Origin of the sequence: Bacillus sp. DJP31, from assembly GCF_049310945.1 — a bacterium.
GTDB lineage: Bacteria > Bacillota > Bacilli > Bacillales > SA4 > Bacillus_BS.
In genome coordinates this window covers 182,964-209,195 of record NZ_JBMERO010000001.1, presented here as the reverse complement: position 1 = coordinate 209,195, position 26,232 = coordinate 182,964, and the positions used below count along the sequence as shown (strand labels likewise).

Annotated in this window: 23 protein-coding genes; all 23 read left to right on the top strand. The window is 37.5% G+C overall.

Translation table 11 applies throughout. From position 1 onward, the window contains the following. The first annotated feature begins 3 nt into the window (after window positions 1-3). A complete protein-coding gene (gene dapG, locus ACOI1C_RS01070; RefSeq protein ID WP_422507112.1) occupies window positions 4-1,233 on the top strand; it encodes an aspartate kinase in 1,230 nt (409 codons plus the stop codon). 29 nt (window positions 1,234-1,262) lie between these two features. Further along, a complete protein-coding gene (gene dapA, locus ACOI1C_RS01065; protein ID WP_422507110.1) occupies window positions 1,263-2,135 on the top strand; it encodes a 4-hydroxy-tetrahydrodipicolinate synthase in 873 nt (290 codons plus the stop codon). Window positions 2,136-2,431: 296 nt separating this feature from the next. After that, window positions 2,432-4,093, top strand: a complete 1,662-nt coding sequence (locus ACOI1C_RS01060; protein WP_422507108.1) for a ribonuclease J — start codon at window positions 2,432-2,434, stop codon at window positions 4,091-4,093. Window positions 4,094-4,248: 155 nt separating this feature from the next. Then, window positions 4,249-5,007: a ClpP family protease gene (locus tag ACOI1C_RS01055; protein WP_422507106.1), complete on the top strand. Its 759-nt coding sequence runs from the start codon at window positions 4,249-4,251 to the stop codon at window positions 5,005-5,007. Beyond that, window positions 5,004-5,216, top strand: coding sequence for a YlzJ-like family protein (locus ACOI1C_RS01050; protein WP_422507104.1), 213 nt, complete (start codon window positions 5,004-5,006; stop codon window positions 5,214-5,216). Before ACOI1C_RS01055 ends, ACOI1C_RS01050 begins: the two co-directional genes overlap by 4 nt. A gap of 121 nt (window positions 5,217-5,337) precedes the next feature. Then, entirely contained in the window at window positions 5,338-7,692 is a 2,355-nt protein-coding gene (locus ACOI1C_RS01045) for a DNA translocase FtsK (protein WP_422507102.1), read from the top strand. A gap of 234 nt (window positions 7,693-7,926) precedes the next feature. Continuing rightward, on the top strand, window positions 7,927-8,649 hold the full coding sequence (locus ACOI1C_RS01040; RefSeq protein WP_422507100.1) for a GntR family transcriptional regulator: 723 nt from the start codon (window positions 7,927-7,929) through the stop codon (window positions 8,647-8,649). A 122-nt stretch (window positions 8,650-8,771) separates the two neighbouring features. Continuing rightward, window positions 8,772-9,857 carry a BMP family lipoprotein gene (locus tag ACOI1C_RS01035; protein WP_422507098.1) on the top strand — a complete coding sequence of 362 codons (1,086 nt, stop codon included), beginning with the start codon at window positions 8,772-8,774 and terminating at the stop codon, window positions 9,855-9,857. 220 nt (window positions 9,858-10,077) lie between these two features. After that, window positions 10,078-11,607, top strand: coding sequence for an ABC transporter ATP-binding protein (locus ACOI1C_RS01030; protein WP_422507096.1), 1,530 nt, complete (start codon window positions 10,078-10,080; stop codon window positions 11,605-11,607). Then, a complete protein-coding gene (locus ACOI1C_RS01025; RefSeq protein WP_422507094.1) occupies window positions 11,607-12,668 on the top strand; it encodes an ABC transporter permease in 1,062 nt (353 codons plus the stop codon). Before ACOI1C_RS01030 ends, ACOI1C_RS01025 begins: the two co-directional genes overlap by 1 nt. Further along, window positions 12,669-13,628, top strand: coding sequence for an ABC transporter permease (locus tag ACOI1C_RS01020; protein ID WP_422507092.1), 960 nt, complete (start codon window positions 12,669-12,671; stop codon window positions 13,626-13,628). It abuts the gene before it with no gap. Between the two features lie 216 nt (window positions 13,629-13,844). Beyond that, the gene (gene yfmF / locus ACOI1C_RS01015; protein WP_422507090.1) at window positions 13,845-15,119 is read left to right on the top strand and encodes an EF-P 5-aminopentanol modification-associated protein YfmF; all 1,275 of its coding nucleotides are present in this window, start codon (window positions 13,845-13,847) and stop codon (window positions 15,117-15,119) included. Next, window positions 15,119-16,399: an EF-P 5-aminopentanol modification-associated protein YfmH gene (gene yfmH, locus ACOI1C_RS01010; protein ID WP_422507088.1), complete on the top strand. Its 1,281-nt coding sequence runs from the start codon at window positions 15,119-15,121 to the stop codon at window positions 16,397-16,399. Before yfmF ends, yfmH begins: the two co-directional genes overlap by 1 nt. A gap of 175 nt (window positions 16,400-16,574) precedes the next feature. After that, on the top strand, window positions 16,575-17,303 hold the full coding sequence (gene ymfI, locus ACOI1C_RS01005; RefSeq protein WP_422507086.1) for an elongation factor P 5-aminopentanone reductase: 729 nt from the start codon (window positions 16,575-16,577) through the stop codon (window positions 17,301-17,303). Between the two features lie 106 nt (window positions 17,304-17,409). After that, window positions 17,410-17,667, top strand: coding sequence for a DUF3243 domain-containing protein (locus tag ACOI1C_RS01000; protein WP_422507084.1), 258 nt, complete (start codon window positions 17,410-17,412; stop codon window positions 17,665-17,667). Window positions 17,668-17,883: 216 nt separating this feature from the next. After that, window positions 17,884-18,681, top strand: a complete 798-nt coding sequence (locus ACOI1C_RS00995) for a DUF3388 domain-containing protein (RefSeq protein WP_422507082.1) — start codon at window positions 17,884-17,886, stop codon at window positions 18,679-18,681. 18 nt (window positions 18,682-18,699) lie between these two features. Further along, window positions 18,700-19,614: a helix-turn-helix domain-containing protein gene (locus ACOI1C_RS00990; protein WP_422507080.1), complete on the top strand. Its 915-nt coding sequence runs from the start codon at window positions 18,700-18,702 to the stop codon at window positions 19,612-19,614. A gap of 71 nt (window positions 19,615-19,685) precedes the next feature. Continuing rightward, window positions 19,686-20,267 (top strand): CDP-diacylglycerol--glycerol-3-phosphate 3-phosphatidyltransferase, encoded by a 582-nt coding sequence (pgsA, locus tag ACOI1C_RS00985; protein ID WP_422507078.1) that lies wholly within the window; start codon window positions 19,686-19,688, stop codon window positions 20,265-20,267. A 23-nt stretch (window positions 20,268-20,290) separates the two neighbouring features. Further along, window positions 20,291-21,523, top strand: coding sequence for a competence/damage-inducible protein A (locus ACOI1C_RS00980; RefSeq protein ID WP_422507076.1), 1,233 nt, complete (start codon window positions 20,291-20,293; stop codon window positions 21,521-21,523). A gap of 183 nt (window positions 21,524-21,706) precedes the next feature. Continuing rightward, complete coding sequence (gene recA, locus ACOI1C_RS00975) at window positions 21,707-22,747, top strand: recombinase RecA (protein ID WP_422507074.1); 1,041 nt, start codon at window positions 21,707-21,709, stop codon at window positions 22,745-22,747. Window positions 22,748-23,318: 571 nt separating this feature from the next. After that, window positions 23,319-24,881 carry a ribonuclease Y gene (rny, locus tag ACOI1C_RS00970; RefSeq protein ID WP_422507072.1) on the top strand — a complete coding sequence of 521 codons (1,563 nt, stop codon included), beginning with the start codon at window positions 23,319-23,321 and terminating at the stop codon, window positions 24,879-24,881. A gap of 119 nt (window positions 24,882-25,000) precedes the next feature. Beyond that, window positions 25,001-25,798: a TIGR00282 family metallophosphoesterase gene (locus ACOI1C_RS00965; protein WP_422507070.1), complete on the top strand. Its 798-nt coding sequence runs from the start codon at window positions 25,001-25,003 to the stop codon at window positions 25,796-25,798. 165 nt (window positions 25,799-25,963) lie between these two features. Next, window positions 25,964-26,224 carry a stage V sporulation protein SpoVS gene (gene spoVS, locus ACOI1C_RS00960; protein ID WP_422507068.1) on the top strand — a complete coding sequence of 87 codons (261 nt, stop codon included), beginning with the start codon at window positions 25,964-25,966 and terminating at the stop codon, window positions 26,222-26,224. Window positions 26,225-26,232: the final 8 nt, after the last annotated feature.

The following is a 26,232-nucleotide window of genomic DNA, read 5'->3' as shown; positions in this document are numbered from 1 at the left end:
AAAATGAAGATAATCGTTCAAAAATTTGGTGGAACTTCTGTCAAAAATGAAGAAGGTCGTGAACATGCAATTCGTCATATTCAAGATGCTCTTGCAAGCGGTTATAAGGTTGTTACTGTTGTTTCTGCTATGGGAAGAAAGGGAGATCCTTATGCCACAGATACCTTGCTGAGCTTAATAGGTGGAATCAAAGGAAAGGTAAGTAAACGCGAGAATGACTTATTACTTTCATGTGGTGAAATTATTTCATCCGTAGTATTCTCAAACTTGTTGAATGATAAAGGAATTAAAGCAGCTGCATTAAATGGAGCAAGAGCAGGTTTCAGAACAAATAATGACCACCAAAATGCAAAAATTATTGATATGCAGTGTGAAGAGTTACTAGAAATGCTCCAGGACAATGATGTAATTGTTGTTGCTGGATTCCAAGGGATTTCCAAGGATGGAGATATTACTACTCTTGGCAGAGGGGGAAGTGATACATCTGCTTCGGCCCTTGGCGTGGCACTAAATGCTGAATGGATTGATATTTTCACTGATGTAGAAGGAGTTATGACAGCAGACCCGAGAATCGTTGAAAATGCTCGTCACTTAAATGTCGTGACTTACACGGAAGTATGCAATATGGCCTATCAAGGTGCAAAAGTCATTCATCCGCGTGCTGTAGAAATTGCTATGCAGGGAAAAATCCCTATGAGAGTTCGTTCTACTTATTCAAATGGAGTTGGGACTTTAGTTACTTCATCAGGAGCTGCCAAGAAGGAAATGTATTTTAAGGAGAGAGTCATTACCGGAATTGCACATGTGTCAGATGTTACTCAAATTAAAGTGTTCTCTAAAGAAGGATATTACGATACACAAAAGGAAGTATTTAAGGCAATGGCAAATGCTGAGATAAGTGTAGATTTTTTTAATATAAACCCAACTGGTGTTGTGTATACTGTTTCAGGCGATAATACAGATCGGGCAGTAGATGTCCTTCATGGTCTTGGGTATGAACCAGTCGTGACAAGAAATTGCGCCAAAGTGTCGGCCGTTGGTGCTGGGATGAGTGGTGTGCCAGGAGTTACATCCAAAATCGTCACATCTCTATCTGAAAATGGGATCCAAATTCTTCAATCAGCTGATAGCAATACAACCATCTGGGTATTAGTTAAAGACTCTGACCTTATCCAAACAGTAAACTCACTGCATGATACATTTCAGCTATCAGAGTGTGAAAAAGAAAGTTAACCGCTCGAGTATTAAAGGAGGATTAAGAAATGGATTTCGGGAAAATTTCGACAGCGATGGTGACCCCCTTTGATCATAAGGGCAACATCGACTTAACCAAAACAACGCAGCTTATAAATTATTTAATAAAAAACGGGACAGATTCACTTGTAATAGCAGGAACGACAGGAGAATCTCCAACCTTAACCACTGAGGAGAAAGTAGCCTTGTTTAAGCATGTTGTCACAGTGGTTGATGGAAGAGTCCCAGTAATAGCAGGGACTGGCAGTAATAATACAAGGCAATCCATTGAATTAACAAAGAAAGCAAAAAATGCTGGCGTGGATGCAATTATGCTTGTTGCCCCTTACTATAATAGACCGAATCAAGAAGGATTGTACTTACATTTCAAAGAGATTGCCGGTTCAACTAGTTTGCCAGTAATGGTTTATAATATTCCAGGTCGTTCAGCTGTCAATATTTCAGTAGAAACAATTCTTCGTTTATCCGAAATTAAAAATATAGTCGCTGTAAAAGAAGCAAGTGGTGACTTAGATGCGATGACATCAATTATAGCAAATACACCAGATGACTTTGCCTTATACAGTGGAGATGACGGCTTAACAATTCCTGTGTTAGCTATTGGAGGAAAGGGCATTGTATCAGTTGCTTCGCATATTATCGGATCTGAAATGCAAGCAATGATTGAGGCGTTTGAAGTAGGAAACGTAAAAGAGTCAGCAAAACATCACCAACGTTTACTTCCAATAATGAAGGCCCTATTTCAAGCACCTAGTCCAACACCCGTAAAAACAGCCTTACAGTTAAAGGGCTTAGATGTAGGTTCCGTTCGACTACCGCTCGTTCCACTTACTGAACAGGAAAGAGTTACACTTATTTCAACTTTAAGTAAACTTTCATAGAAAAGTCAGCCAATACTATTTGGCTGACTTTTTTATAATATCAGAATTTATATGGGCTAGTGCATCTGAATCCGGCTCCAGCGCCCAGCCCCTCGAGGTCAAATGTTCGCGAAGACAAAAGGCAAAAAGCGCCTTTGTGTCTTCGCGAACATTTGCTTTGCCTGGGCTAAACGAGGCGATTGCGCCTCTTGTTCAAGACTTCTCTACTATAAATTAACTTGAATTACAATTCTGTCATCAGTTATAATGTGAATGTGGATTTGTACGGATCTTTAAATAATTAGGAGGATATGGCATTGAGTACTAGAGAGACAGAGAGAATTAAAGTGTTTTCCCTTGGGGGAGCCGGTGAAGTTGGCAAAAATATGTATGTCCTTGAGACAAACAGCCAAATATTTATTATGGACGCTGGCTTAATGATACCAGCTGATGAAATGCTTGGAATTGACATGGTTATTCCGGACATTTCATATCTAGTTGAGAAAAAAGAAAAAGTTAAAGGGATCTTTTTAACTCATGGTCATAAAGAGAATATTGGTGGTCTTCCGTTCGTTCTTAGAAAGCTTTCGGTTCCTGTATACGGTACCAAGCTAACACTAGCACTAGCAAAAGAAGAACTAGAGGACGAAGACTTAACACTTAATCTGATTGAAATCAATCATCATACAACACTTTCTTTCGATCAAGTAGAAGTCTCCTTCTTTAGAACGACACATAGTATTCCAGATTCAATCGGACTTATATTTGACACACCGCAAGGAGCTATCGTACATACTGGAGATTATAAATTTGATCAAACTTCAATTGGTATTTATGGTTCTGATATAGATAAAATGGCCGGGATCGGAAATAAGGGAGTTTTATGTTTATTATCTGACAGTATCAATGCAGAGAGACCCGGTTACTCTGGTTCTGAAAACGAAGTAGGGCAAGAAATTAATAAAGAATTTTTCAAGACAGAAGGTCGTATTATTGTTGCTACCTATGCAACCAACCTTCAACGAATACAATATATAATACAAGCAGCAAAAGAATCCAATAGAAAAGTCGTGTGTGCAGGCCATAAATTAGCTAAAATCATTGAAATGGCCCAAAAGTTGGACTATTTATCTATTCCAGAAGAGACAATCATTCATTGGAATGAAGCATCAAAATTCTCTGATTCTGAGATAGCGATCATAGTATCTAGCCATCAGGGAGAGCCCGTAACTGTTCTCTCTAAACTGGCTAAAGGAACACATAAACAGGTTCAAATTAAAGCAGGGGACACGGTTATCGTTGCAGCAGAACCAACACCTGCCACTGAAGTTAGTATCGCTAGATCTGTAGATCTTTTATATCGTACAGGGGTAAATGTTATTTATGGGTATCTTAAAATTCATGTTTCTGGACATGGGAATCAAGAAGATATAAAGTTCATGCTAAACTTGATGAAACCTAAGTATTTACTTCCGGTCAATGGTGAGTTTAGAATGCAAAAGGCCCACTCAAAGGTTGCTCAATCACTGGGTATGTCAGAAAATCAAATTTTTATACTAGAAAAGGGCGAAGTAATTGATTTCATAAACCAAAAGGCTACGTATGGTCCCAAAATCAATGCAGGCAATGTCCTGATAGATGGTTTAGGTGTTGGAGATGTTGGTAACATCGTCTTAAGGGATAGGAGACTATTATCTCAAGATGGAATCTTAGTTGTAGTGGTAACATTAAGTAAAAATCGAAGAGAGCTATTAGCTGGTCCAGAGATTATCTCTCGAGGTTTTGTTTATGTAAGAGAATCCGAGAAGCTTCTAGTTGATGTAACTAATGTAGTCAACGATATCATGAAGAAATGTATTCAAGATCAAGTGGTTGATTGGACGTCACTAAAAATCAGCATAAGAGATTCACTTAACCAATATATATATGAAAAAACAAAACGCAGACCGATGATCTTACCGATTATTATGGAAGCATAATTAATGCCTATCTTTCCTAAGGGAGAGATAGGCATTTTTTTAATTTACTAGATTTTATATGTGACTCTATTATGTTCTAAAGTTTCAACATAATGGAATGAAAAAAAAAGGACAGTTTATACTAAGTGTATCTTATTGATTGAAAGGAGAAATTCATGTCACAGGAGAAACCGAAAGTTTCAGAGCAACAACCCAATCAAGACCACGAGAAAAAGGAAGATCCGAAAGAGGGTCTAATAGATAAAATCCAGCAGCTTGGCCAAACAAATGTTCCACAAATGGGAAATGATTCTAAAATTCACTGCCTAACAATCATTGGCCAGATTGAAGGTCATATTCAACTGCCACCACAAAATAAAACAACGAAATATGAACACCTTATACCGCAAATTGTTGCCATTGAACAAAATCCGAAAATCGAGGGTCTCTTAATCATCTTAAATACTGTAGGTGGAGATGTTGAAGCAGGACTTGCTATTTCAGAAATGATTGCTTCTTTATCAAAACCAACAGTTTCGATTGTGTTAGGTGGAGGTCACTCTATCGGTGTTCCAATTGCAGTTTCGACTGATTATTCATTTATCGCTGAAACTGCAACCATGACCATACATCCTATACGTCTAACAGGACTCGTAATCGGAGTGCCACAAACGTTCGAATACTTAGATAAAATGCAGGATAGAGTGGTCAGATTTGTAACGAAGCATTCAAATGTTACCGAAGATAGATTCAAGGAACTCATGCTTTCTAAAGGGAATTTAACAAGAGATATTGGGACAAATGTTGTTGGTGAGGATGCTGTAAAGTACGGGCTAATTAATGAGGTAGGTGGAATAGGAAAAGCTATTGCCAAATTAAATGAACTAATCGAAGAACATGGCCAAACGGAACAGAATGGGAAGATGCTGCAATGATACTATACACAATGATGCCAGCCGAGTTGATATATCCGCCAGATGAGACACAATTTTCAAATCAACTATTTGTTGAAGTATGCGGTGTATCAATGCTAGTTGAAAGAAATGAAGATCAAGGCTACCGTATCGTTCGTTTATTAAGTTCAGATCCTCAGCATTTTTTAAACGACGAATATTTGCCGGGGAGTACGATCTCGATACAATAAGCTTTACTAATGAACTTGAGAAATTCTTAAGTTCTTTTTTTATTTCACACAAATGATTGAACTTATGGAAAACTTCTCTTTATAATAGAGGGTAGACATAAGAAAAATCTGGGGTGTGAAAATGGCAAAACAGAAGCAACGACAAAAAAGAAATAAGCTGGATTGGAAGCATACAATAAAATTCGAATTAATTGGTTTAACTCTGTTTACCATGACAATCATTGCGATTTTAGGGCTAGGAATAGTCGGGCAAATCTTAACAAAGTTCACTCGTTTCTTTATGGGTCAGTGGTATATGATCATGTTACTTGGGCTTTTAGGACTATCGATCTATTATATATGGAAACGGCAAAATCCATTTTTATTTCATTTGCGTGCTATTGGTGCTTATTTAATTATTGCCTCATTACTATTATTTAGTCATGTTGAACTTTTTGAGCCACTCATCGAGAAGAGCGCATTAAAAGAGCCTTCTGTCATTCTAAATACGTTTGAACTTTTCAAAACGGAAATTAGTGGTGGAACCGCTGTTGAGGATTTAGGTGGTGGGATGATTGGAGCCGTTTTGTTTGCTCTATTCCACATATTATTTGCGGCTAAAGGCACAGAATTGTTTGCCCTATTATTGATGATTATCGGAGCAATCTTACTAACAGGAAAATCCCTTAAGGATGTTTTGAGTAAATTAGTGGTTCCAATCTATCATCTTATGAATAAACAATTCACCTCTTTTAAAGCAGATATTCTTTCATTGTTTCAAAAAAAGGGACAAGCTGCTTCTAAAAAAGCTAAAACAAAAAAGAGAAACTCCCCAACAGAAACAACTGCTTCCACAGAAGAGTTAGTTGGAGATGAAGAAACGATTTATCCTCATGAAGAAGAAGCAATTATTCAGCCAGTTATTTCGAATTTTCAGGATCGTCAAAATGATAGCTCTCAGGTGACCAGTTCTGAAGCAAGATCAAATACTCAGAATCTAGTGGAGGAACCTGTGGTCGATGAAGTGGAATCGCCTAAGATTACTTTTGTTGAAGAGGAAAATTTAGATTATCAGTTACCACCATTTGATATTTTGTCTCTGCCAAACAATAAGACAAGTGGTCAAGACAATGAATTGATTCGGGTCAACATCCGAAAATTAGAACGCACATTTGAGAGCTTTGGAGTAAAAGCACGAGTAAAAAAAGTTCATTTAGGTCCTGCAGTGACGAAATATGAAGTATACCCTGATGTAGGAGTGAAAGTTAGTAAGATAGTTAATTTAAGCGATGATCTAGCATTGGCTCTAGCTGCTAAGGATATTCGAATTGAGGCTCCTATCCCAGGTAAATCAGCGATTGGAATTGAGGTTCCGAATGAAGAAGTATCTATGGTTACATTACGTGAGGTTTTAGATTCCCCACATAATGGTAATAAGGATGGGAAACTATTGATTGCCTTAGGTCGTGACATTTCAGGTGAAGCTGTAGTAGCTGAGTTAAATAAAATGCCTCATCTACTTGTTGCCGGGGCCACTGGGAGCGGGAAAAGTGTATGTATTAATGGCATCATTACAAGCATCTTGATGAGAACAAAACCACATGAAGTCAAAATGATGATGATTGATCCAAAGATGGTTGAATTAAACATGTACAACGGAATTCCTCATTTGCTAGCACCTGTTGTAACAGATGCTAAAAAAGCTGCACAAGCATTGAAAAAGGTTGTGTCTGAGATGGAGAGAAGATACGAACTTTTTTCTCATACGGGTACGAGAAATATTGAGGGTTACAATGAATATATTAAGCGTCAAAATCAAGAAGAAGAGGCAAAACAACCTTTGTTGCCTTTTATTGTGGTAATTATTGATGAGCTTGCAGATTTGATGATGGTCGCTTCCTCAGATGTTGAAGATGCGATTACAAGACTCGCCCAAATGGCTCGGGCCGCCGGTATCCATCTCATTATCGCGACACAGCGTCCATCAGTTGATGTTATTACAGGTGTTATTAAAGCCAATATTCCTTCGAGAATTGCCTTTAGTGTCTCGTCTCAAATAGATTCTAGAACCATATTAGATATGGGTGGAGCTGAAAAGTTACTAGGAAGAGGGGACATGCTTTTTCTACCGGCGGGAATGTCTAAACCTATACGTGTTCAAGGAGCATTTCTTTCCGATCAAGAGGTAGAGAATGTTGTTGATTTTGTCATCTCACAGCAGAAGGCACAATATCAAGCAAATATGATTCCATCAGAATCAACAACTGCCCATGCTGATGAAGTGGATGATAAATTGTATGATGATGCTGTTGCACTTGTCGTTGAAATGCAAACGGCATCCGTTTCAATGCTGCAAAGAAGATTTCGAGTTGGCTACACGCGTGCTGCAAGACTTATTGATGCGATGGAAGCAAGAGGAATCGTTGGACCTTATGAAGGAAGTAAACCAAGAGAGGTTTTAATTACTCGCACGAGTGAAGAAGCATCTACTTCTTAAAATCTAAATAGACAAGGGGGATTTTAGTCTTCCTTTTCTATTTGTAGTATAATCACCAATAGTGCATGATTTTTATTCTTCAAGATTCGACAATTTTATTAAAATCCTGTTTATTTATTTTTATAAAAGTGGTATAGTATTCACGATTAGTTTATACCATTTTGGTAGGACATCAGACTTTTAATAGATCTTCGGACAAACTTGATTTTCAACGATATAACTGGAGGTCGACATATGACTATTAAATTAGATAACAGGCATTTATACTTACAGGTCATTGATCGATTAAAAGGTGATATCGAGATTGGTTTATACAAGGAACGAGAAAAACTTCCTTCAGAATTTGATTTAGCAAAACAATTAGGTATAAGTCGAGCCACTTTAAGAGAAGCTCTTCGAATTCTAGAAGAAGAAAACGTTGTCATTAGAAGACATGGTGTAGGGACATTTGTAAATGCAAAACCACTTTTTTCTTCTGGAATAGAACAATTGAATAGTGTGACAAACATGATTATGCAAGCCGAAAAAAAGCCGGGAACCATTTTTTTGTCAACCACTGATCAAGGTTCAACAGAAGAAGATGTTAGAAGATTTCAGATTTCGATGGAAGATAAAATTTTACTAATTGAGCGTGTCCGAACAGCAGATGGCGAGCCAGTCGTCTATTGTATAGATAAAATTCCACAAGTCTATTTACCAAATGGATATTCACATAATGAAGAATCGTTGCTTCAATCATTAGAAACAGCGGGAAGATCCATTTCTCATGCAGTAGTATACATAGAACCTCTAGGCTACCACGAGAAAATTTCACCCATTTTAGAGTGTGAGCCTGAGACAGCGTTATTGCTTTTGAAGCAAATGCATTTTGACCAGAACGACGTTCCTGTTCTCTATTCCTTGAATTACTTTAAGGCGGATAAATTTAGTTTTCATGTTTTAAGAAAACGAATTTAATAAATGATTACATTTTCGTACATTTTAAGGGGGTGGGGACCAAAAAGAATAGGCTTTATGTAAACGGTTACGGTCATTAGTATAGTGACAATAGATACAACTAAATAAGGGGGAACATTCGAATGAAAAAGCAAAAGTTTGGATTAGCACTTTCTTTATTCTTAGCTGCAGGAACTATTTTAGGTGCTTGTGGAACAGCAGATAAGGAAAATGCTACAGAAGGTAGCGGAGACGCTTCAGAATTTAAAGTAGCATTAGTTACTGATACTGGTGGAGTTGATGACAAGTCATTCAACCAATCAGCGTGGGAAGGTTTACAACAATTCGGTAAAGATAACAAATTAGAAGAAGGCAAAGGATTCAAGTATCTTCAATCTAATGCTGCAACTGAGTATGCACCGAACTTAAATGCATTAGTTCGTGAAGGTTATAGTTTAGTTTATGGTATTGGTTTCCTATTAGCTGGTGACGTTAAAACTGTTGCTGAGCAAAAGCCAGATGCAAATCTTGCAATTGTCGATATGGTTGTAACAAATGACGCTGGTGAATTCTTGCCAAACGTTGCAAACATTACGTTTAAAGAACACCAAGGTTCATTTCTAGTAGGTTTAGTAGCTGGACTGCAAACAACTTCCAATAAAATTGGTTTTGTTGGTGGAGTAAACGGTGAACTAATTAAAAAATTCGAAAACGGATTTAAAGCTGGTGTTAAAGCAGCTAATCCAGATGCTGAAGTAGTTGTTCAATATGCTGAAGACTTTAATGCTCCTGAAAAAGGAACTCAAATTGCTAATACTATGTATAGCCAAGGTATTGACATTATTTATCATGCTGCTGGTGGTACTGGTAACGGTGTATTCACTGAAGCAAAGAACCGTGTTAAGCAAGGTGAGAAGGTTTGGGTAATCGGTGTTGATAAAGATCAACACGCAGAAGGTATGCCAGAAAACGTAACTCTTACTTCTATGATTAAGCGTGTTGATACAGCTGTTTATGAAGTATCTAAGCTGGCTAAAGAAGGTAAATTCCCAGGTGGTCAAATCGTGGAATTTGGTTTAGATAATGATGGAGTTGGAATTGCTCCTACAACGGACAATGTAACAGAAGAATCTTTAGCTCTTGTTGAAGAGTACAAGAAGAAAATTCTTGATGGTGAAATTGAAGTACCCGCAACTGATGAGGAATATGAAACGTTTCTAAAGAAATAATAGTTCTATAAAGGCTAGTATATTTATTACTAGCCTTTATTTTTCCTTAAAAGTCAGAAGTAAGAGGTTAACTTAGGTATCATTTAACTTTTTATTTCTTACTTTTAAATAAGTGAGATCTAAACCATTAACTATTTACATTTTTGACCTGTACATAGATATGTTAGCCTTTAATGATAGAAGTGAAATAAATATCTCATGTTCTTAGGAGTTGATTAAGTTGGACTATGTTATTGAAATGATTGATATACGTAAAGAATTCCCTGGCATCGTAGCGAATGATAACATTACTTTACGATTAGCTAAAGGGGAAATTCATGCTCTTTTAGGAGAAAACGGAGCAGGGAAATCCACTTTAATGAATGTGTTATTTGGCCTTTATCAGCCGGAAAAAGGAGAAATCCGTGTTAAAGGAAAACCTGTTCAAATTACAGATCCTAATGTAGCAAATGGTCTTGGAATTGGGATGGTTCATCAGCATTTTATGCTCGTGAAAAACTTCACCGTTACAGAGAATATTATCTTAGGCATTGAACCAAAATCTGGTGGTGGCCGGATTAATATTGCTAAAGCAGCTGAAGAAGTCAAAAATATTTCTGAGCAATATGGACTCAAGGTTGACCCGTTTGCAAAAATTGAAGATATTTCTGTTGGAATGCAACAGCGTGTAGAAATATTAAAAACGCTATATCGTGGTGCTGAAATCTTGATTTTTGATGAACCAACGGCAGTTTTAACTCCTCAAGAGATTATTGAGCTTATTCAAATTATGAAAAAGCTAGTCAAAGAAGGCAAATCGATCATTTTGATTACTCATAAGTTAAAGGAAATTATGGAGGTTTGTGATCAGTGTACGGTTATTAGAAAGGGTAAAGGTATTGGTACGGTTACAGTATCGAATACGAATCCTAATGAATTAGCTGAAATGATGGTTGGTCGTGCGGTCAATTTTAAAACAACAAAAGCTGATCCTACCATTGGAGAAGAAATATTACAAATTAGTCAGCTCGTTGTGAACGATTCTAGAGATGTTCCTGCGGTAAACAGCTTGGATTTAACAGTTGCAAGAGGGGAAATCGTTGGGATCGCGGGTGTGGACGGAAACGGGCAGACTCAGTTAATTGAAGCGATAACAGGACTGAGAAAAGTTACCTCAGGCTCTATTAAAGTAAAAGGTAAAGATATTAGTGGGTATTCACCTAGAAGAATTACGGAAACTGGGGTTGGACATATACCGGAAGATCGTCATAAACATGGATTAGTTCTTGACTATTCTATTGGAGACAATATGGTCCTACAAACGTATTACCAGAAGCCATTCTCTAAAAACGGAATCTTAGATTTTAAAAAGATATATGAGAAGGCAAAAAGCTTGATAGCTGAGTTTGATGTAAGAACTCCAAGTGAGCATACGCCTGCTCGTTCGCTTTCAGGTGGTAATCAGCAAAAGGCAATCATTGCTCGTGAGGTAGACAGAAGTCCAGATCTTCTCATTGCCGCCCAACCTACACGTGGATTGGATGTCGGAGCCATAGAGTTCATTCACTCTAAACTTATAGAAGAACGAGATAAAGGAAAAGCGGTACTATTAATATCTCTAGAACTTGATGAAGTGTTAAATGTGAGTGACCGTATCGCAGTTATTTACGAAGGGAAAATTGTTGATATTCTAGATGCAAAATCAACAAATGAACAGGAGTTAGGAATATTAATGGCAGGCGGTAAGCGGAAGAAAGATGGTGGATCCTAATGCAAAACTTAGTAAAAAATGAACGACTTTTTAGAATTGTCATACCAATATTAGCAGTCCTTCTTGGATTGTTAGCTGGTGCCATCATTATGCTAGTAAGTGGTTATAACCCCATACTAGGGTATGTATCACTTTTTGACGGAATTGTTGGAGATCCTTACGTATTCGGTGAAACAATCCGCGCGATGACCCCACTGATCTTATCAGGATTAGCGGTAGCATTTGCTTTTAGAACGGGTCTATTCAATATCGGAGTTGAAGGACAGTTGCTAGTTGGCTGGTTAGCTTCAGTATGGGTAGGGATTGCTTTTGATTTACCGAAAATCATTCATTTACCATTATCAATCTTAGCTGCAGCATTAGCAGGAGCTTTATGGGGCTTTATCCCTGGGCTCTTAAAAGCGAAGCTTAAGGTACATGAAGTTATTGTTACAATCATGATGAACTACATTGCCCTACATGTAACGAACGCATTGATTCGTTCCTTCTTAATTGTACCTGGAGAAAAAACAGCGAACATTAATGCAAGTGCTTCATTAGCCTCTAAAAATTTAATGGACCTTACAGAGTTCTCTCGTTTGCACTATGGTATTATCGTGGCGTTAATAGGGGCTATGATCATGTGGTTTATCCTCGAGAAGACAACTAAAGGGTTTGAGCTACGATCGGTAGGGTACAACCAACATGCCTCTCAGTATGCTGGAATGAGTGTGCCTAAGAACATTATCCTGGCGATGTCCATTTCTGGTGCCTTTGCAGGTGTTGCAGGAGCAATGGAAGGACTTGGAACCTATCAGTACATGACCATTAACGGTGGTTTTACAGGTCAAGGGTTTGACGGGATTGCGGTTGCTTTGTTAGGGGCCAATCATGCACTAGGTATTGTTTTTGCATCTTTACTGTTTGGTGGATTAAAAATTGGTGCGTTAACCATGCAATCAGCAGCATTAGTTCCAACAGAACTTGTTGAGATTGTCATTGCTTTAATTATCTTTTTTGTAGCCTCAAGCTACATTATTCGATGGGTCTTTATTCGTTTTAGCAAGGAGGGGAAAAAATAAATGTCACTTCTTGAAATCTTAGCACTCATCATACCAGCAGCCATTTATTCTGCTTCCCCTTTAATTTTAACCGCTCTTGGTGGCGTTATTAGTGAACGTGCTGGAGTAGTAAATATAGGACTCGAAGGATTAATGTTATTTGGTGCTTTTATTGGGATCTTAACTACCCTATACACACAAGCCACCTTCGGAGATGCTTCCCCTTGGATTGGAATTGTAATGGGCGGAATAATTGGGGGTCTATTTGCTCTTTTACATGCTGTTGCTTCCATTTCATTTAGAGCAGATCAAGTCGTAAGTGGAGTAGCCATTAACTTTTTAGCAGCTGGATTATCCGTTTTCCTAATTAAAAAGATTTATAATAAGGGTCAAACAGACTTTATTGAAAATCGTATTTATAAAAGGGATATCCCTGTTTTATCTGATATTCCGATTATTGGGGACTTATTCTTTTCCAACATATATATCACTTCATATGTAGCCATTCTCCTGGCATTTGTTGTTTGGTATGTTATCTATAAGACCCCATTTGGTTTACGACTTCGTGCTGTTGGAGAGCATCCAATGGCAGCTGATACAATGGGGATTAAAGTGAATCAAATGAGGTATATTGCCGTTATGCTCTCAGGCGTCTTTGCAGGTTTAGGTGGTGCAGTGTATGCAACATCGATATCAGGAAACTTTGCTGGAGGCACGATATCTGGGCAAGGATTTATGGCACTTGCTGCTATGATCTTTGGTAAATGGCATCCACTAGGTGCAATGGGTGCTGCTTTATTCTTTGGTTTAGCTCAATCCTTAAGTATTACGGGTGAGTCTATTCCATTCCTAAAAGAAATACCTAAAATTTACTTAACCATAGCTCCTTATGTTCTGACGATTCTAGCACTTGCAGGGTTTGTTGGACGGGCTGAAGCTCCTAAGGCATTAGGAACCCCATATGAAAAAGGAAAACGATAAAATTCACGAAAAAGAACCTCAGGAAGCTGAGGTTCTTTTTCGTGCAATTGAAAAGCATAGAGGAAACGTTTTTAGAGTATTGTAACTGTAGATGAAAAGGTCTTCTAACTTGAAAACTTTTTCTACTAACCGTTATATTGAAGATAGTTTAATTTAAGTGAAAAAAAGAAACACTAATCTGAAGGCTTAAAGCTACCCGTGAAGGAGGCAAAAAAGGTGAAGCTCGATAATGAATTGAAAGAAACAGTGAACGGAATGAACCTGCATATCGTTGAAACTAAAAAGTTTAAAACGAATACACTTGTCTTAAAGCTAAAGGCACCCTTATCAAAGGTAGACGTAACACAAAGGGCATTGTTACCTCACGTCCTTCAAAGTGCAACCGAGATGTACCCAACAACTACTGCCCTAAGAAGTCATTTAGATGATTTGTATGGGGCAAGTTTATATGTAGATTTATCAAAAAAAGGGGAGTACCAGATTATTACAATGAGAGTTGAAATTGCTAACGAAGCGTACCTCTCTGACCAAACCCCGCTTTTAGAACATGGACTAACTTTATTGGCTGACATTCTATTAAATCCGTTTCTTGAAGAAGGTGTATTTTCGTCTTCCATTCTTGAAAAGGAAAAACGGTCATTAAAGCAACGAATTCAATCGGTATTTGATGATAAGATGAGATATGCAAGTCTACGTTTAGTAGAAGAGATGTGTAAAGATGAGCCTTATTCATTGCACGTAAACGGTATAAGGGATGAAGTTGATGCTATAACCTCTCAATCCTTGTATGACTATTATAAAAAAGTATTAAACGAGGATGAGATTGATTTATATATCGTTGGTGATGTAGATTCTAACGCACTAAAGCAATCTGTTTCCAAGTTATTTAAATTGGAAAGCAGACAGCCAAAAACACTCATTCAAACAGATAGTAAAGTTGAAAAAGAGAATGAAGTGATTGAAGAACAGGATATAAAGCAAGGAAAGCTAAATGTTGGATATCGAACAAATATTACCTACGGTCACCCGAATTATCATGCTTTGCAGGTTTTTAATGGAATTTTTGGAGGATTCTCACATTCTAAGCTCTTTATAAACGTACGTGAGAAAGCAAGCTTAGCTTATTATGCAGCTTCTCGTGTAGAGAGTCACAAAGGTCTTCTTATGGTTATGTCTGGAGTAGACGAGAAGAATTATGAACAAGCGGTCACTATTATTAAAGAGCAAATGACCGCCATGAAAAATGGAGAGTTTACAGAACAGGAAATCGACCAAACAAAAGCAGTATTAGTGAATCAACTATTAGAAACAATTGATACCTCTCGAGGATTAATTGAAGTTCTGTATAATGATGTCTTTGGTAAAATAACTCAGCCAGTTGAAGAATGGATTCGTCTAGTTGAAGAAGTGACGAAGGAACAAATTCTAGAGGTAGGGTCAAAGCTACAACTAGATACAATTTACTTCTTAAAAGGAAAGGGGGAGGCATAATGGAGAAAGTTGTCTTTGAACAACTAAAGGAAGAACTTTATCACGAAACCATGTCTAATGGATTACAAGTATATATTTTACCAAAGCTTGGTTTTAATAAGACATATGCAACATTTACGACTAAATATGGATCCATTGATAACAAATTTGTACCTAAAGGACAGGAAGAACCAACTCAGGTTCCGGATGGAATCGCTCACTTTTTAGAGCACAAATTATTTGAAAAAGAAGATGGGGATGTTTTTCAACAGTTTAGCAAGCAAGGAGCCTCTGCTAATGCCTTCACCTCCTTTACTAGGACAGCCTATTTATTTTCAAGTACTTCAAACGTTGAGTTAAACCTTGAGACACTCCTTGATTTTGTCCAAGATCCTTACTTTACAGAGAAAACTGTAGAGAAGGAAAAGGGAATTATCGGCCAAGAAATCACCATGTATGAGGATAATGCAGACTGGAGATTATACTTTGGTTTAATTCAAAATATGTTCAAGAATCATCCTGTTAGCATTGACATTGCTGGAACGATTGAATCTATATCAAAAATAACAAAAGATATGCTCTATACATGTTATGAAACGTTTTATCACCCAAGTAACATGCTATTGTTTGTGGTTGGACCAATTGAGCCTGAAAAAATTATGAATCAAATTAGAGAAAATCAGGGAAAGAAAGAATACCAAAAGCAGTCTGAGATCAGGCGGTTTTTTGATGAGGAGCCTAATGAAGTAGCCCAGTATCATCAAGTTTTAAAGATGTCTGTGCAATCCTCTAAATGCATGGTTGGTTTAAAAGTACTAAACCCCGGAAAATCAGGGGAGGAATTATTACGAAACGAATTGTCTACTAATGTATTATTAGACATGGTGTTCGGTAAAAGCTCAAAGAACTATGATAAGCTCTACAACGAAGGACTTATTGATGAGACATTTGCTTTTGACTACACGGAAGAGTTCGAATTTGGTTTTGGTTTAGTAGGTGGAGACAGTGAGAAACCAGACGAACTGGCAAAAGTCCTAAAACAAATGCTGTTAAATACAAAAGAATCGCTATCACCAGACTATTTAGAAAGAGTAAAGAAGAAAAAAATCGGCTCATTTTTACGAGCATTAAATTCTCCGGAATATATTGCAAACCAGTTTACAAGATACACGTTTAATAAAATGAATATGTTTGATGTTGTAAAAGTTCTGGAATCATTAACCATTGCTGATATTGAAGCTAGTGCTGATTCTTTAATTGATGAAAATAGGATGTCGGTCTGTCAAGTTGTTCCAAAGTAGCTTGACAGACGCTAAAAAAGAGATGGACAATATAGTTGTTGTTATCTCTTTTTTTATTGGGTTCTTGTTAATGTTGAGTGGAGAAGCGTATTCGGGGAAAAGTTCCTCTGTCTAAGACCATTGCAAAAGAGTTGTTTAATAAGAAAAAAATTTTTAATTTAAAAGGAAGATAAAAATGGGGAAGAAATTTGCGTTAGTTACTGGGGCTAGTGGTGGGATTGGGTGTGCAATTGCTAAACAACTAATTGAGGAGAATTATGGTGTTTATCTTCATTATTTTCAAAATAAAGAGGGTGTTGAGAAGCTTCTCGAGCAATATAAAGATGATCATAAAGAAATTTATTTAGTTCAAGCTGATTTATCAAAGCAAAATGGAGTGAGTGATCTACTATGTCAGATCAACCATCCCATTGATGATTTACTCTTAGTTAGTGGAAATAGTTACTTTGGCTTAGTAACGGACATGGAAGAAAACAAGGTTCATGAAATGGTGCAACTTCATATAACGAGTCCGTTTCTTTTAGCTAAAGCTTTCGTACCATCGATGATTTCAAAAAAGAAAGGGAATATCATCTTAATCACATCTGTTTGGGGTGTTGTAGGGGCTTCTTGTGAGGTATTGTATTCTATGCTTAAAGGTGGTCAAAACACATTTGTAAAGGCATTAGCAAAGGAAGTTGCGCCATCGAATATCCGTATAAATGCAGTAGCACCTGGAGCCATTAATACAAGTATGCTTGCAAGCTTCAGTGAAACTGAAATAAATCAATTAGTTGATGAAATTCCTATGGGTAGATTGGGTGAGCCTGAGGAAGTTGCCCATACCGTTTCGTTTCTACTTTCGAATAAAGCTTGTTACTTAAATGGCCAGGTGATTTCAATTAATGGGGCTTGGCACACATAAGTTTCTTTGAATGTTCACTTCTTTGACCTATGAATGTAATCAACTTTGAATATTTTTAGCGGAAACAGACAAAATAACCTTGTATCAATATTAAGGAGGAATACTCATGTCTGTATTAGATAACTGGGAACAATGGAAAGACTTTTTAGCTAATCGACTTCATCATGCTGAAAATGAAGGCATGGAACAAAGTACTGTTAATGACCTTGCATATCAAGTTGGTGGATACTTAGCAAAGCAAGTTGAACCACAAAATGATCAAGAAAAAGTGCTTGCAGATTTATGGAGTGTCGCATCACCAGAAGAGCAGCACGCCATTGCAAACATGATGGTTAAGCTAGTTGAGAATAACGGAAGCAAGTAAGAGGGGGAGAATCAACCCTCTCTTTTTATATAGGTTTAAAATTATGATGAGTAAGGTAAAGCTAATGTAAAGAAGGAAATATAGTACAATGGATAAGTACGTGAATATGTCGGGAATTGTTACCTCTTGACCTTTCATATTGATACCAAATGATTTATTATAAGAGTATGTGAAGAATAGTATGTATGCTTACTTTTGTTAAGGAGGGGTATCTAGGTGGGGAAGAAGGAATGGTATCTTGAGTATGAAATACATATAAATCGTCCTGGACTTTTGGGTGACATCGCTTCACTGCTAGGTATGCTATCCATTAACATTGTTACTATTAATGGTGTTGAAGATATGAGAAGAGGAATGCTTTTATTGTCAGACCATCAAGAGCAGATCTTAAGACTTGAATCAATTCTGAGAACAATGGATAATATAACCGTTACAAAGCTTCGAGAGCCTAAGCTTCGTGATCGACTTGCTGTCAGGCATGGACGATATATACAAAGAGATGCTGATGACAAAAAAACATTTCGATTTGTTCGAGATGAACTTGGTCTACTTGTTGATTTTATGGCAGAGTTGTTTAAGAAAGAAGGCCATAAACTTATCGGGATTCGAGGAATGCCGAGAGTTGGTAAGACCGAATCTATTGTCGCATCAAGTGTGTGTGCAAATAAGAAATGGCTTTTTGTATCATCAACCTTGTTAAAACAAACTATTCGAAGTCAACTAATTGAGGACGAATATAATGAAGAAAACATATTTATTATAGATGGAATTGTGTCCACAAGACGAGCTAATGAAAAACACTGGCAGCTAGTGAGAGAAATCATGAGACTTCCCGCTACAAAGGTTGTAGAACATCCAGATATTTTTGTTCGAGATACTGAATATTCATTAGATGATTTTGACTATATTATTGAATTACGAAATGAGCCAGATGAAGAAATTACCTATGATGTTGTGGATCAGCAACAACAATTGAGCTCAAATGATTCTTCATTTTCAACATTCGATTTTTAAAAAATGGTAGGTGGAAGTATGACTGAGCTGGGTCAACGATTAAAACAGGCACGAGAAGATAAGGGTTTTTCACTGGAAGATCTACAAAGTATAACAAAGATCCAAAAAAGATACTTACAGTGTGTTGAAGATGGGAATTATGATATCTTACCTGGTATTTTTTATGCGCGGGCTTTTGTAAAGCAATATGCTGAAGCTGTTGGTTTAGATCCTGAGAGGGTGTTTGAGGAATATAAGAATGACATCCCAAGCACACCCAAAGAAGCAATTCCAGAGCAACTCTCACGGGTTAAACGTACAAGGGCAGAAGTTAATACTACAGATTCAAAGGTATTACAATTCTTACCTAGAATTTTAGTAATTGTCGTTCTGCTTGGTCTTGCTTTAACTGTGTGGACAGTGGCTCAGAAAAATGATTCTTTTGGTCAGGTAAAAGAGCAACCCAAGACAGATACAGCCTCAGAACTCGAAATGAATAGCACAGATCCATTTCAAAGTACTTCACCAAATGAAGTTGATGAAGATACGACTGCCTCATCAGATGCAAAAGAAGATGAAGAAACGACTTTGGCTGAAGAAGTAAAGTCTGTTCAGCAAATTGAACTGGTTGAGACGTCTGGGAGAAAGTCAACTTACAAATTAACCAATACAGCTCAATTCTTAGTTGATGTGTCAACTACTGGTGAAACATGGATTGCAATGAAGAATGGTAAAAATAAGACTTTTTTTAGCGGTAGTCTAACTGCTAATGCAGAAGACGCGACTCCGGTTAATTCTTCATATGATTATGTGAATGAAACGGAAGCAGTCATTAAACTTGGTAATGCTATGGCTTCTATTGTCAAGATAAATGGACAAGTGTTAGAAATTCCTTCAGAACCTAAAAGTGTTCAAGATATCACTATTTTGTTTGAAAAGGGAACGGAGCAATAGCTTTTCTAGGGTGCCCACTTTTTTGTGGGTTTTTTTTCATCTTTGTGGCAAAATGTGAGTAAGGGGGCTAAATGATGAATTTACCAAATAAGATTACGGTTTCGCGAATATTTTTAATTCCACTATTTTTAATCGTTATGCTTGCTCCTTTTTCTTGGGGCGAACTGACAGTAGGCGAGTTTTTTATACCGGTTACACATCTTGTAGGGGCCATTATCTTTATTATCGCATCATGTACAGATTGGATTGACGGGTATTATGCTCGAAAATTAAATCAAGTAACAAATCTAGGCAAGTTTTTAGATCCACTGGCAGATAAGCTTTTGGTTTCAGCGGCATTGGTTACACTAGTTGAATTGCAGCTTGCTCCAGCATGGATGGTAATTGTCATTATAAGCCGTGAATTTGCTGTTACGGGACTTCGACTTGTTTTAGCAGGTGAGGGAGAAGTAGTGGCAGCTAATATGCTCGGAAAGATCAAAACGTGGGCACAGATTATTGCGGTTTCAGCCCTTTTATTACATAATTTCCCTTTTGTTTGGTTAGGTATGCCATTCGATATGATTTCTCTTTGGGTGGCCACATTTTTTACAATCTATTCGGGGTGGGACTATTTTGTTAAAAATAAAGAGGTTTTCCTTAGATCTAAATAATTGTTTTGTAAGGATGTGTCACAATGAATGCTGAAATTATTGCAGTTGGCTCAGAATTACTACTAGGTCAAATTGCAAATACAAATGCGCAATACCTTTCAAAACAGCTTGCCGAGCTTGGAGTAAACGTATACTTCCATACTGTTGTTGGCGACAACCCACATCGACTTCAGCAAGCGATTGAGGTGGCACAAAAGAGAGCCGATTTGCTTCTATTTACAGGGGGACTCGGTCCAACAAAGGACGACTTAACGAAAGAAACGATTGCTAGTGTCTTAGATAAAAACCTAATAATGGACAATGAAGCTCTGCATTTTATTGAAGAATACTTCCGAAAAGTTAAAAGAGTGATGTCTGAAAATAATAAGAAACAAGCAATTGTTTTAGAAGGGTCTCTAATATTGAAGAACCAACATGGGATGGCTCCCGGGATGTTTCTCACGAAAGAGGACAAGTATTATATGCTGTTGCCAGGACCACCGATGGAAATGCAACCTATGTTTATTAATTTTGGTCGAAATGCAATCTTAAAAGAATTAAAAATACAAGAAAGAATCGAATCAAGGGTTCTGCGATTCTTTGGTATAGGAGAATCCCAATTAGAGACAGATATCTCTGATTTAATAGAGTCCCAATCAAATCCTACAATTGCACCTTTAGCTGCTGAGAATGAAGTGACATTGAGATTGACTGCGAAACATCGATCAATTGATGGTGCAAAGGCATTGTTAGATCAAGCTGAGCATAAGATTCAAGAACGTGTCGGCCACTTCTTTTATGGCTATGATGATACTTCTTTAGCGATAGAAGTGATGACAAAGCTTCAAAACCATAACCTAACCATCTCGTGTGCAGAAAGTGTAACAGGTGGTTTGTTCTCACAGAACTTAACTAGACTACCTGGAGCATCGAATGTCGTAGGTGGTGGAGTCGTTTGCTACTCGAATGAAATAAAGCAAAATGTCCTAAACGTTTCTGCAAATACTCTTCAATCTTTTGGGGCAGTTAGTGAGGCTTGTGCAAAAGAGTTGGCTGAAAACATAAAGAAAATGATGAGAACCGACATTGGAATTAGCTTTACTGGTGTAGCGGGACCAGATCCATTAGAAGAAAAGCCTGTTGGGACGGTATACGTCGGAATTGCGAGGCAAAATGGTGTAACTAAAGTGTATTCCTTAACATTGGCAGGTGGCAGGGATTCTATTAGAGAACGTGCTGTGAAATATGGCTTGTATTATTTATTAAAACATTTATAAAATGGTAAATATTAATTATTGAGGATAATAACTAAGTAGAAATTCCATTTTACCTAATGGTAAATGGAATTTTTCTTTATTTTTACCAGTGAAATCACCGAATGAACGTTCGACTTTTTACTTGGCAAACTACAAGAAACAAGGTATAGTAGAAAATAGATTCATAGTATAGGAGGAAATTTCGTGAGCAATCGTCAGGCCGCATTAGATATGGCATTAAAACAAATAGAAAAGCAATTTGGAAAAGGCTCCATTATGAAGCTTGGAGAAAAAACAGATACAAAAATTTCTACTTTCCCAAGTGGATCATTGGCACTAGATGTAGCATTAGGTGTTGGTGGATATCCAAGAGGAAGAATAATTGAAATATATGGACCGGAATCTTCCGGTAAAACAACTGTTGCCCTTCATGCAATTGCTGAAGTACAACAAAAAGGTGGACAAGCGGCGTTCATAGATGCCGAGCATGCGCTTGATCCTGATTATGCAAAAAAGCTAGGTGTAAACATTGATGAACTATTACTATCTCAACCAGATACTGGTGAGCAGGCACTTGAAATAGCCGAGGCACTAGTTCGAAGTGGTGCCGTTGATATTCTTGTTATTGACTCTGTTGCAGCTCTTGTACCAAAAGCTGAGATTGAGGGTGAGATGGGAGATTCACATGTGGGTCTTCAAGCTCGTCTAATGTCCCAAGCACTTCGTAAATTATCTGGTGCGATTAATAAATCTAAAACAATTGCAATCTTCATTAACCAAATTCGTGAAAAGATTGGGGTTATGTTTGGAAATCCTGAGACAACACCAGGAGGACGTGCACTTAAATTCTATTCTTCTGTTCGAATAGAAGTTCGCCGTGCTGAAGCATTGAAGCAAGGAAACGATATTGTAGGAAATAAAACGAAAATAAAGGTTGTAAAGAATAAAGTGGCACCACCTTTCCGTATAGCGGAAGTTGATATTATGTATGGTGAAGGGATTTCTAGAGAAGGTGAAATTCTGGATATGGGTTCTGACCTAGATATCGTTCTAAAGAGTGGTTCTTGGTATTCATATAACGAAGAGCGTCTTGGTCAAGGACGTGAAAATGCAAAGTTATTCCTGAAAGAGAACCCAGCAATCCGACTTGTCATTCAACAAGCGATTCGTGATCATTATTCCCTTGATGAAGTGAAAACGGTTGAAGAAAATGCTGATGAAATGTTTGATTTAATAGATGAATAAGAAAGAGAAAAAAGAGAGCATACACGATTGCTCTCTTTTTCTTTGTAAAAAAATAAGACAAAACTTTTCGGACTATTGGGACAACCCTTGACAATAAAATTTTCCAACTATACAATTAGCATGTATATTTTATTATCTTATTCAAAATGTAAGATGCGAAGATACGAATTTGAAACTCAAAGTTCAAAATACTGCAAATGAAAATTTTATCTGCAAAGTTAATAAATGATATTCATTTGTAAGTTATCATTTGAACAAAACTTCGAAGGCCTTTGTGCCGTATATTGAACATAGTAGCAGTTAGTAAGCTACCATCTGTTCATTCAATTTTTAACATTAGAGTTCGTTCAAAGTGAGTAGTAGCCAAGCAGTTCTATGAAGGCGTAATTAGTGAGTACCACACTGTTCAGGGTGTAAAGAATTCTTCGATGTGAATAATGTTTTCACACTTTAGTAGAAGTTGAAAAGACACAATGCTGATACATGAGGATCGGTAAGTTAGCCAACGAAGGATCGATGGCTCATTTCTCCTACTTTTGAACACCCTCTAAAAGCAACGGGAGGTGGAAAGATGAATACATTTAGTATTATCATCTCTATTTTGCTTGCCGCTATCGTCAGTGCAGTTGTTGGTTATTTCGTTCGTAAATTTATTGCTGAAGCGAAGATAGCTGGTGCTAAAACTTCAGCAGAGCAAATTGTCGAAGATGCGAAACGTGAGTCAGATGCTTTAAAGAAGGAAGCATTGCTTGAAGCGAAGGATGAGATTCATACTCTTCGAACAAAAGCTGAACAAGAGATTCGTGATCGTAGAAACGAGCTTCAGAAACAAGAAAATCGTTTATTACAAAAAGAAGAGAACTCTGATCGCAAAGATGTTACGTTAAACAATCGTGAATCAATGCTAGAAAAGAAAGAGGCATCTCTATCCCAAAAACAACAGCATATTGAAGAAATGGAAAGCAAAGTGGATGATATGGTGAAGAGACAGCAAGCTGAGCTTGAGCGTATCTCTAGCTTAACACGTGAAGAAGCAAAGGGTATTATTTTAGGGAAACTGGAAAACGAGCTTTCCCATGAGCTAGCAGTAATGATAAAAGAGAGCGAACATCGTGCAAAAGAAGAGTCCGATAAGAAAGCTAAAGAAATTCTTTCATTAGCGATTCAACGTTGTGCTGCTGACCATGTTGCAGAGACCACTGTTTCAGTTGTTAACTTACCAAATGATGAAATGAAGGGTAGAATCATCGGGAGAGAAGGACGTAATATTCGAACTCTTGAAACTCTTACTGGAATTGATCTAATCATTGATGATACTCCGGAAGCTGTCATTTTGTCTGGTTTTGACCCGATTCGTCGTGAAACGGCAAGAATTGCCTTGGACAAACTTGTTCAAGATGGACGTATTCATCCAGCCCGAATTGAGGAAATGGTTGAAAAGTCTAGACGTGAAGTGGATGAGCATATTCGCGAAGTTGGAGAACAAACCACGTTTGAAGTGGGCGTGCACGGATTACATCCAGACCTGATTAAAATTCTTGGTCGATTAAAATTCCGTACAAGCTACGGTCAAAATGTTTTAAAGCACTCTATGGAAGTTGCTTATCTCTCAGGCTTAATGGCGGCTGAATTAGGTGAGGATGAAAACCTTGCTCGTCGTGCAGGATTGCTGCATGATATCGGGAAAGCTATTGACCATGAGGTCCAAGGTAGTCACGTCGAAATAGGTGTTGAACTTGCGACAAAGTATAAAGAGCATCCCGTAGTAATTAATAGTATAGCTTCTCACCATGGTGATACTGAACCTAAATCTATTATCGCGGTGTTAGTTGCTGCAGCTGATGCGCTTTCTGCTGCCAGACCTGGTGCAAGAAGTGAGACATTAGAAAACTATATTCGTCGCTTAGAAAAACTTGAAGAGATTTCTGAATCCTACGAAGGAGTAGAGAAATCATTCGCTATTCAAGCAGGTCGTGAAGTGAGAATTTTAGTTAAACCTGATGCAATCGATGACCTGCAAGCACATCGTCTAGCAAGGGATATTCGAAAACGAATTGAAGAAGAACTGGATTATCCAGGGCATATTAAAGTAACGGTAATCCGTGAAACCAGAGCCGTGGAATATGCAAAATAAAGCGACGTTTAGGCGTCGCTTTATTTTTTTTTCATTCGGCTAAGCTTTTTGGAATTAGGAGTAAAGTATGCCAAACTATCATTAAGATTCAATAAACATTAAAAGGGGTTCGTTAATAGATGAGGATATTATTTATAGGTGATGTAGTTAGCTCACCGGGAAGAGATATGGTTAAACAATATTTACCACTAATTAAGTCAAAGCATAGACCAAACATTACCATTATAAATGGAGAAAATTCAGCAGGAGGGAAGGGGATTACCGAAAAAATCTATCGAGAGTTTTTGGAATTGGGTACCCAAGCTGTAACACTCGGCAATCACACCTGGCATAATAAAGATGTATTTGAGTTCATTGATAATGCCAAGTATTTAGTGAGACCAGCCAATTTCCCTGATGGAAATCCCGGAGTTGGAATGGTATTTCTTCAGATGAATGATATTGAAATTGCTGTAATTAATTTACAGGGAAGAACCTTTCTACCTTCAATTGACTGCCCGTTTCGAAAGGCTGACGAACTTGTAGCGGAAGCGAAAAAAAGAACACCATTTGTGTTTGTTGATTTTCATGCTGAAGCAACTAGTGAGAAGCAAGCTATGGGCTATTATTTAGATGGCAGAGTATCTGCAGTAGTTGGAACACATACACATGTTCAGACCTCTGATGAAAGAATTTTAGCGAATGGGACTGCTTACATTTCTGACGTAGGAATGACAGGACCCTATGATGGAATATTAGGGGTAGAAATAGATGCCGTCTTAAAAAAATTCCTCACGGAGCTTCCAGTTCGCTTTGAAGTAGTGAAAGAAGGTAGAAATCAATTAAATGCGGTGATAATTGACCTTGATCAAAAAAACGGACTAGCAAAAAAAATCAGCAGAATTCTAATAAATGAAGATCATCCGTTCTTTTCGTAACAATTCTGTATTTTTTCTATTGATTTAGAATTTTTAAATAACTCAAATGAAACAAGCAGGAATACACATAGTTCCTCATGAATATAGTAGCAGTGGAATGATATTTTACTAGTAGTTCTATTGAATACACATCATTTACTGAATTGTACAAGGAGGAACGAAGAAATGGACATCTTAAAAGTCTCGGCTAAATCCAATCCAAATTCTGTTGCAGGTGCTCTTGCAGGTGTGCTTAGAGAACGTGGTGCAGCTGAAATGCAAGCCATAGGAGCTGGAGCCATAAATCAAGCCGTCAAAGCTGTTGCTATTGCACGAGGGTTTGTTGCTCCAAGTGGGGTAGACTTAATTTGTATCCCTGCTTTTACAGATATATTAATTGATGGAGAAGAACGTACTGCCATTAAACTGATTGTTGAACCGAGATAATTCATGCA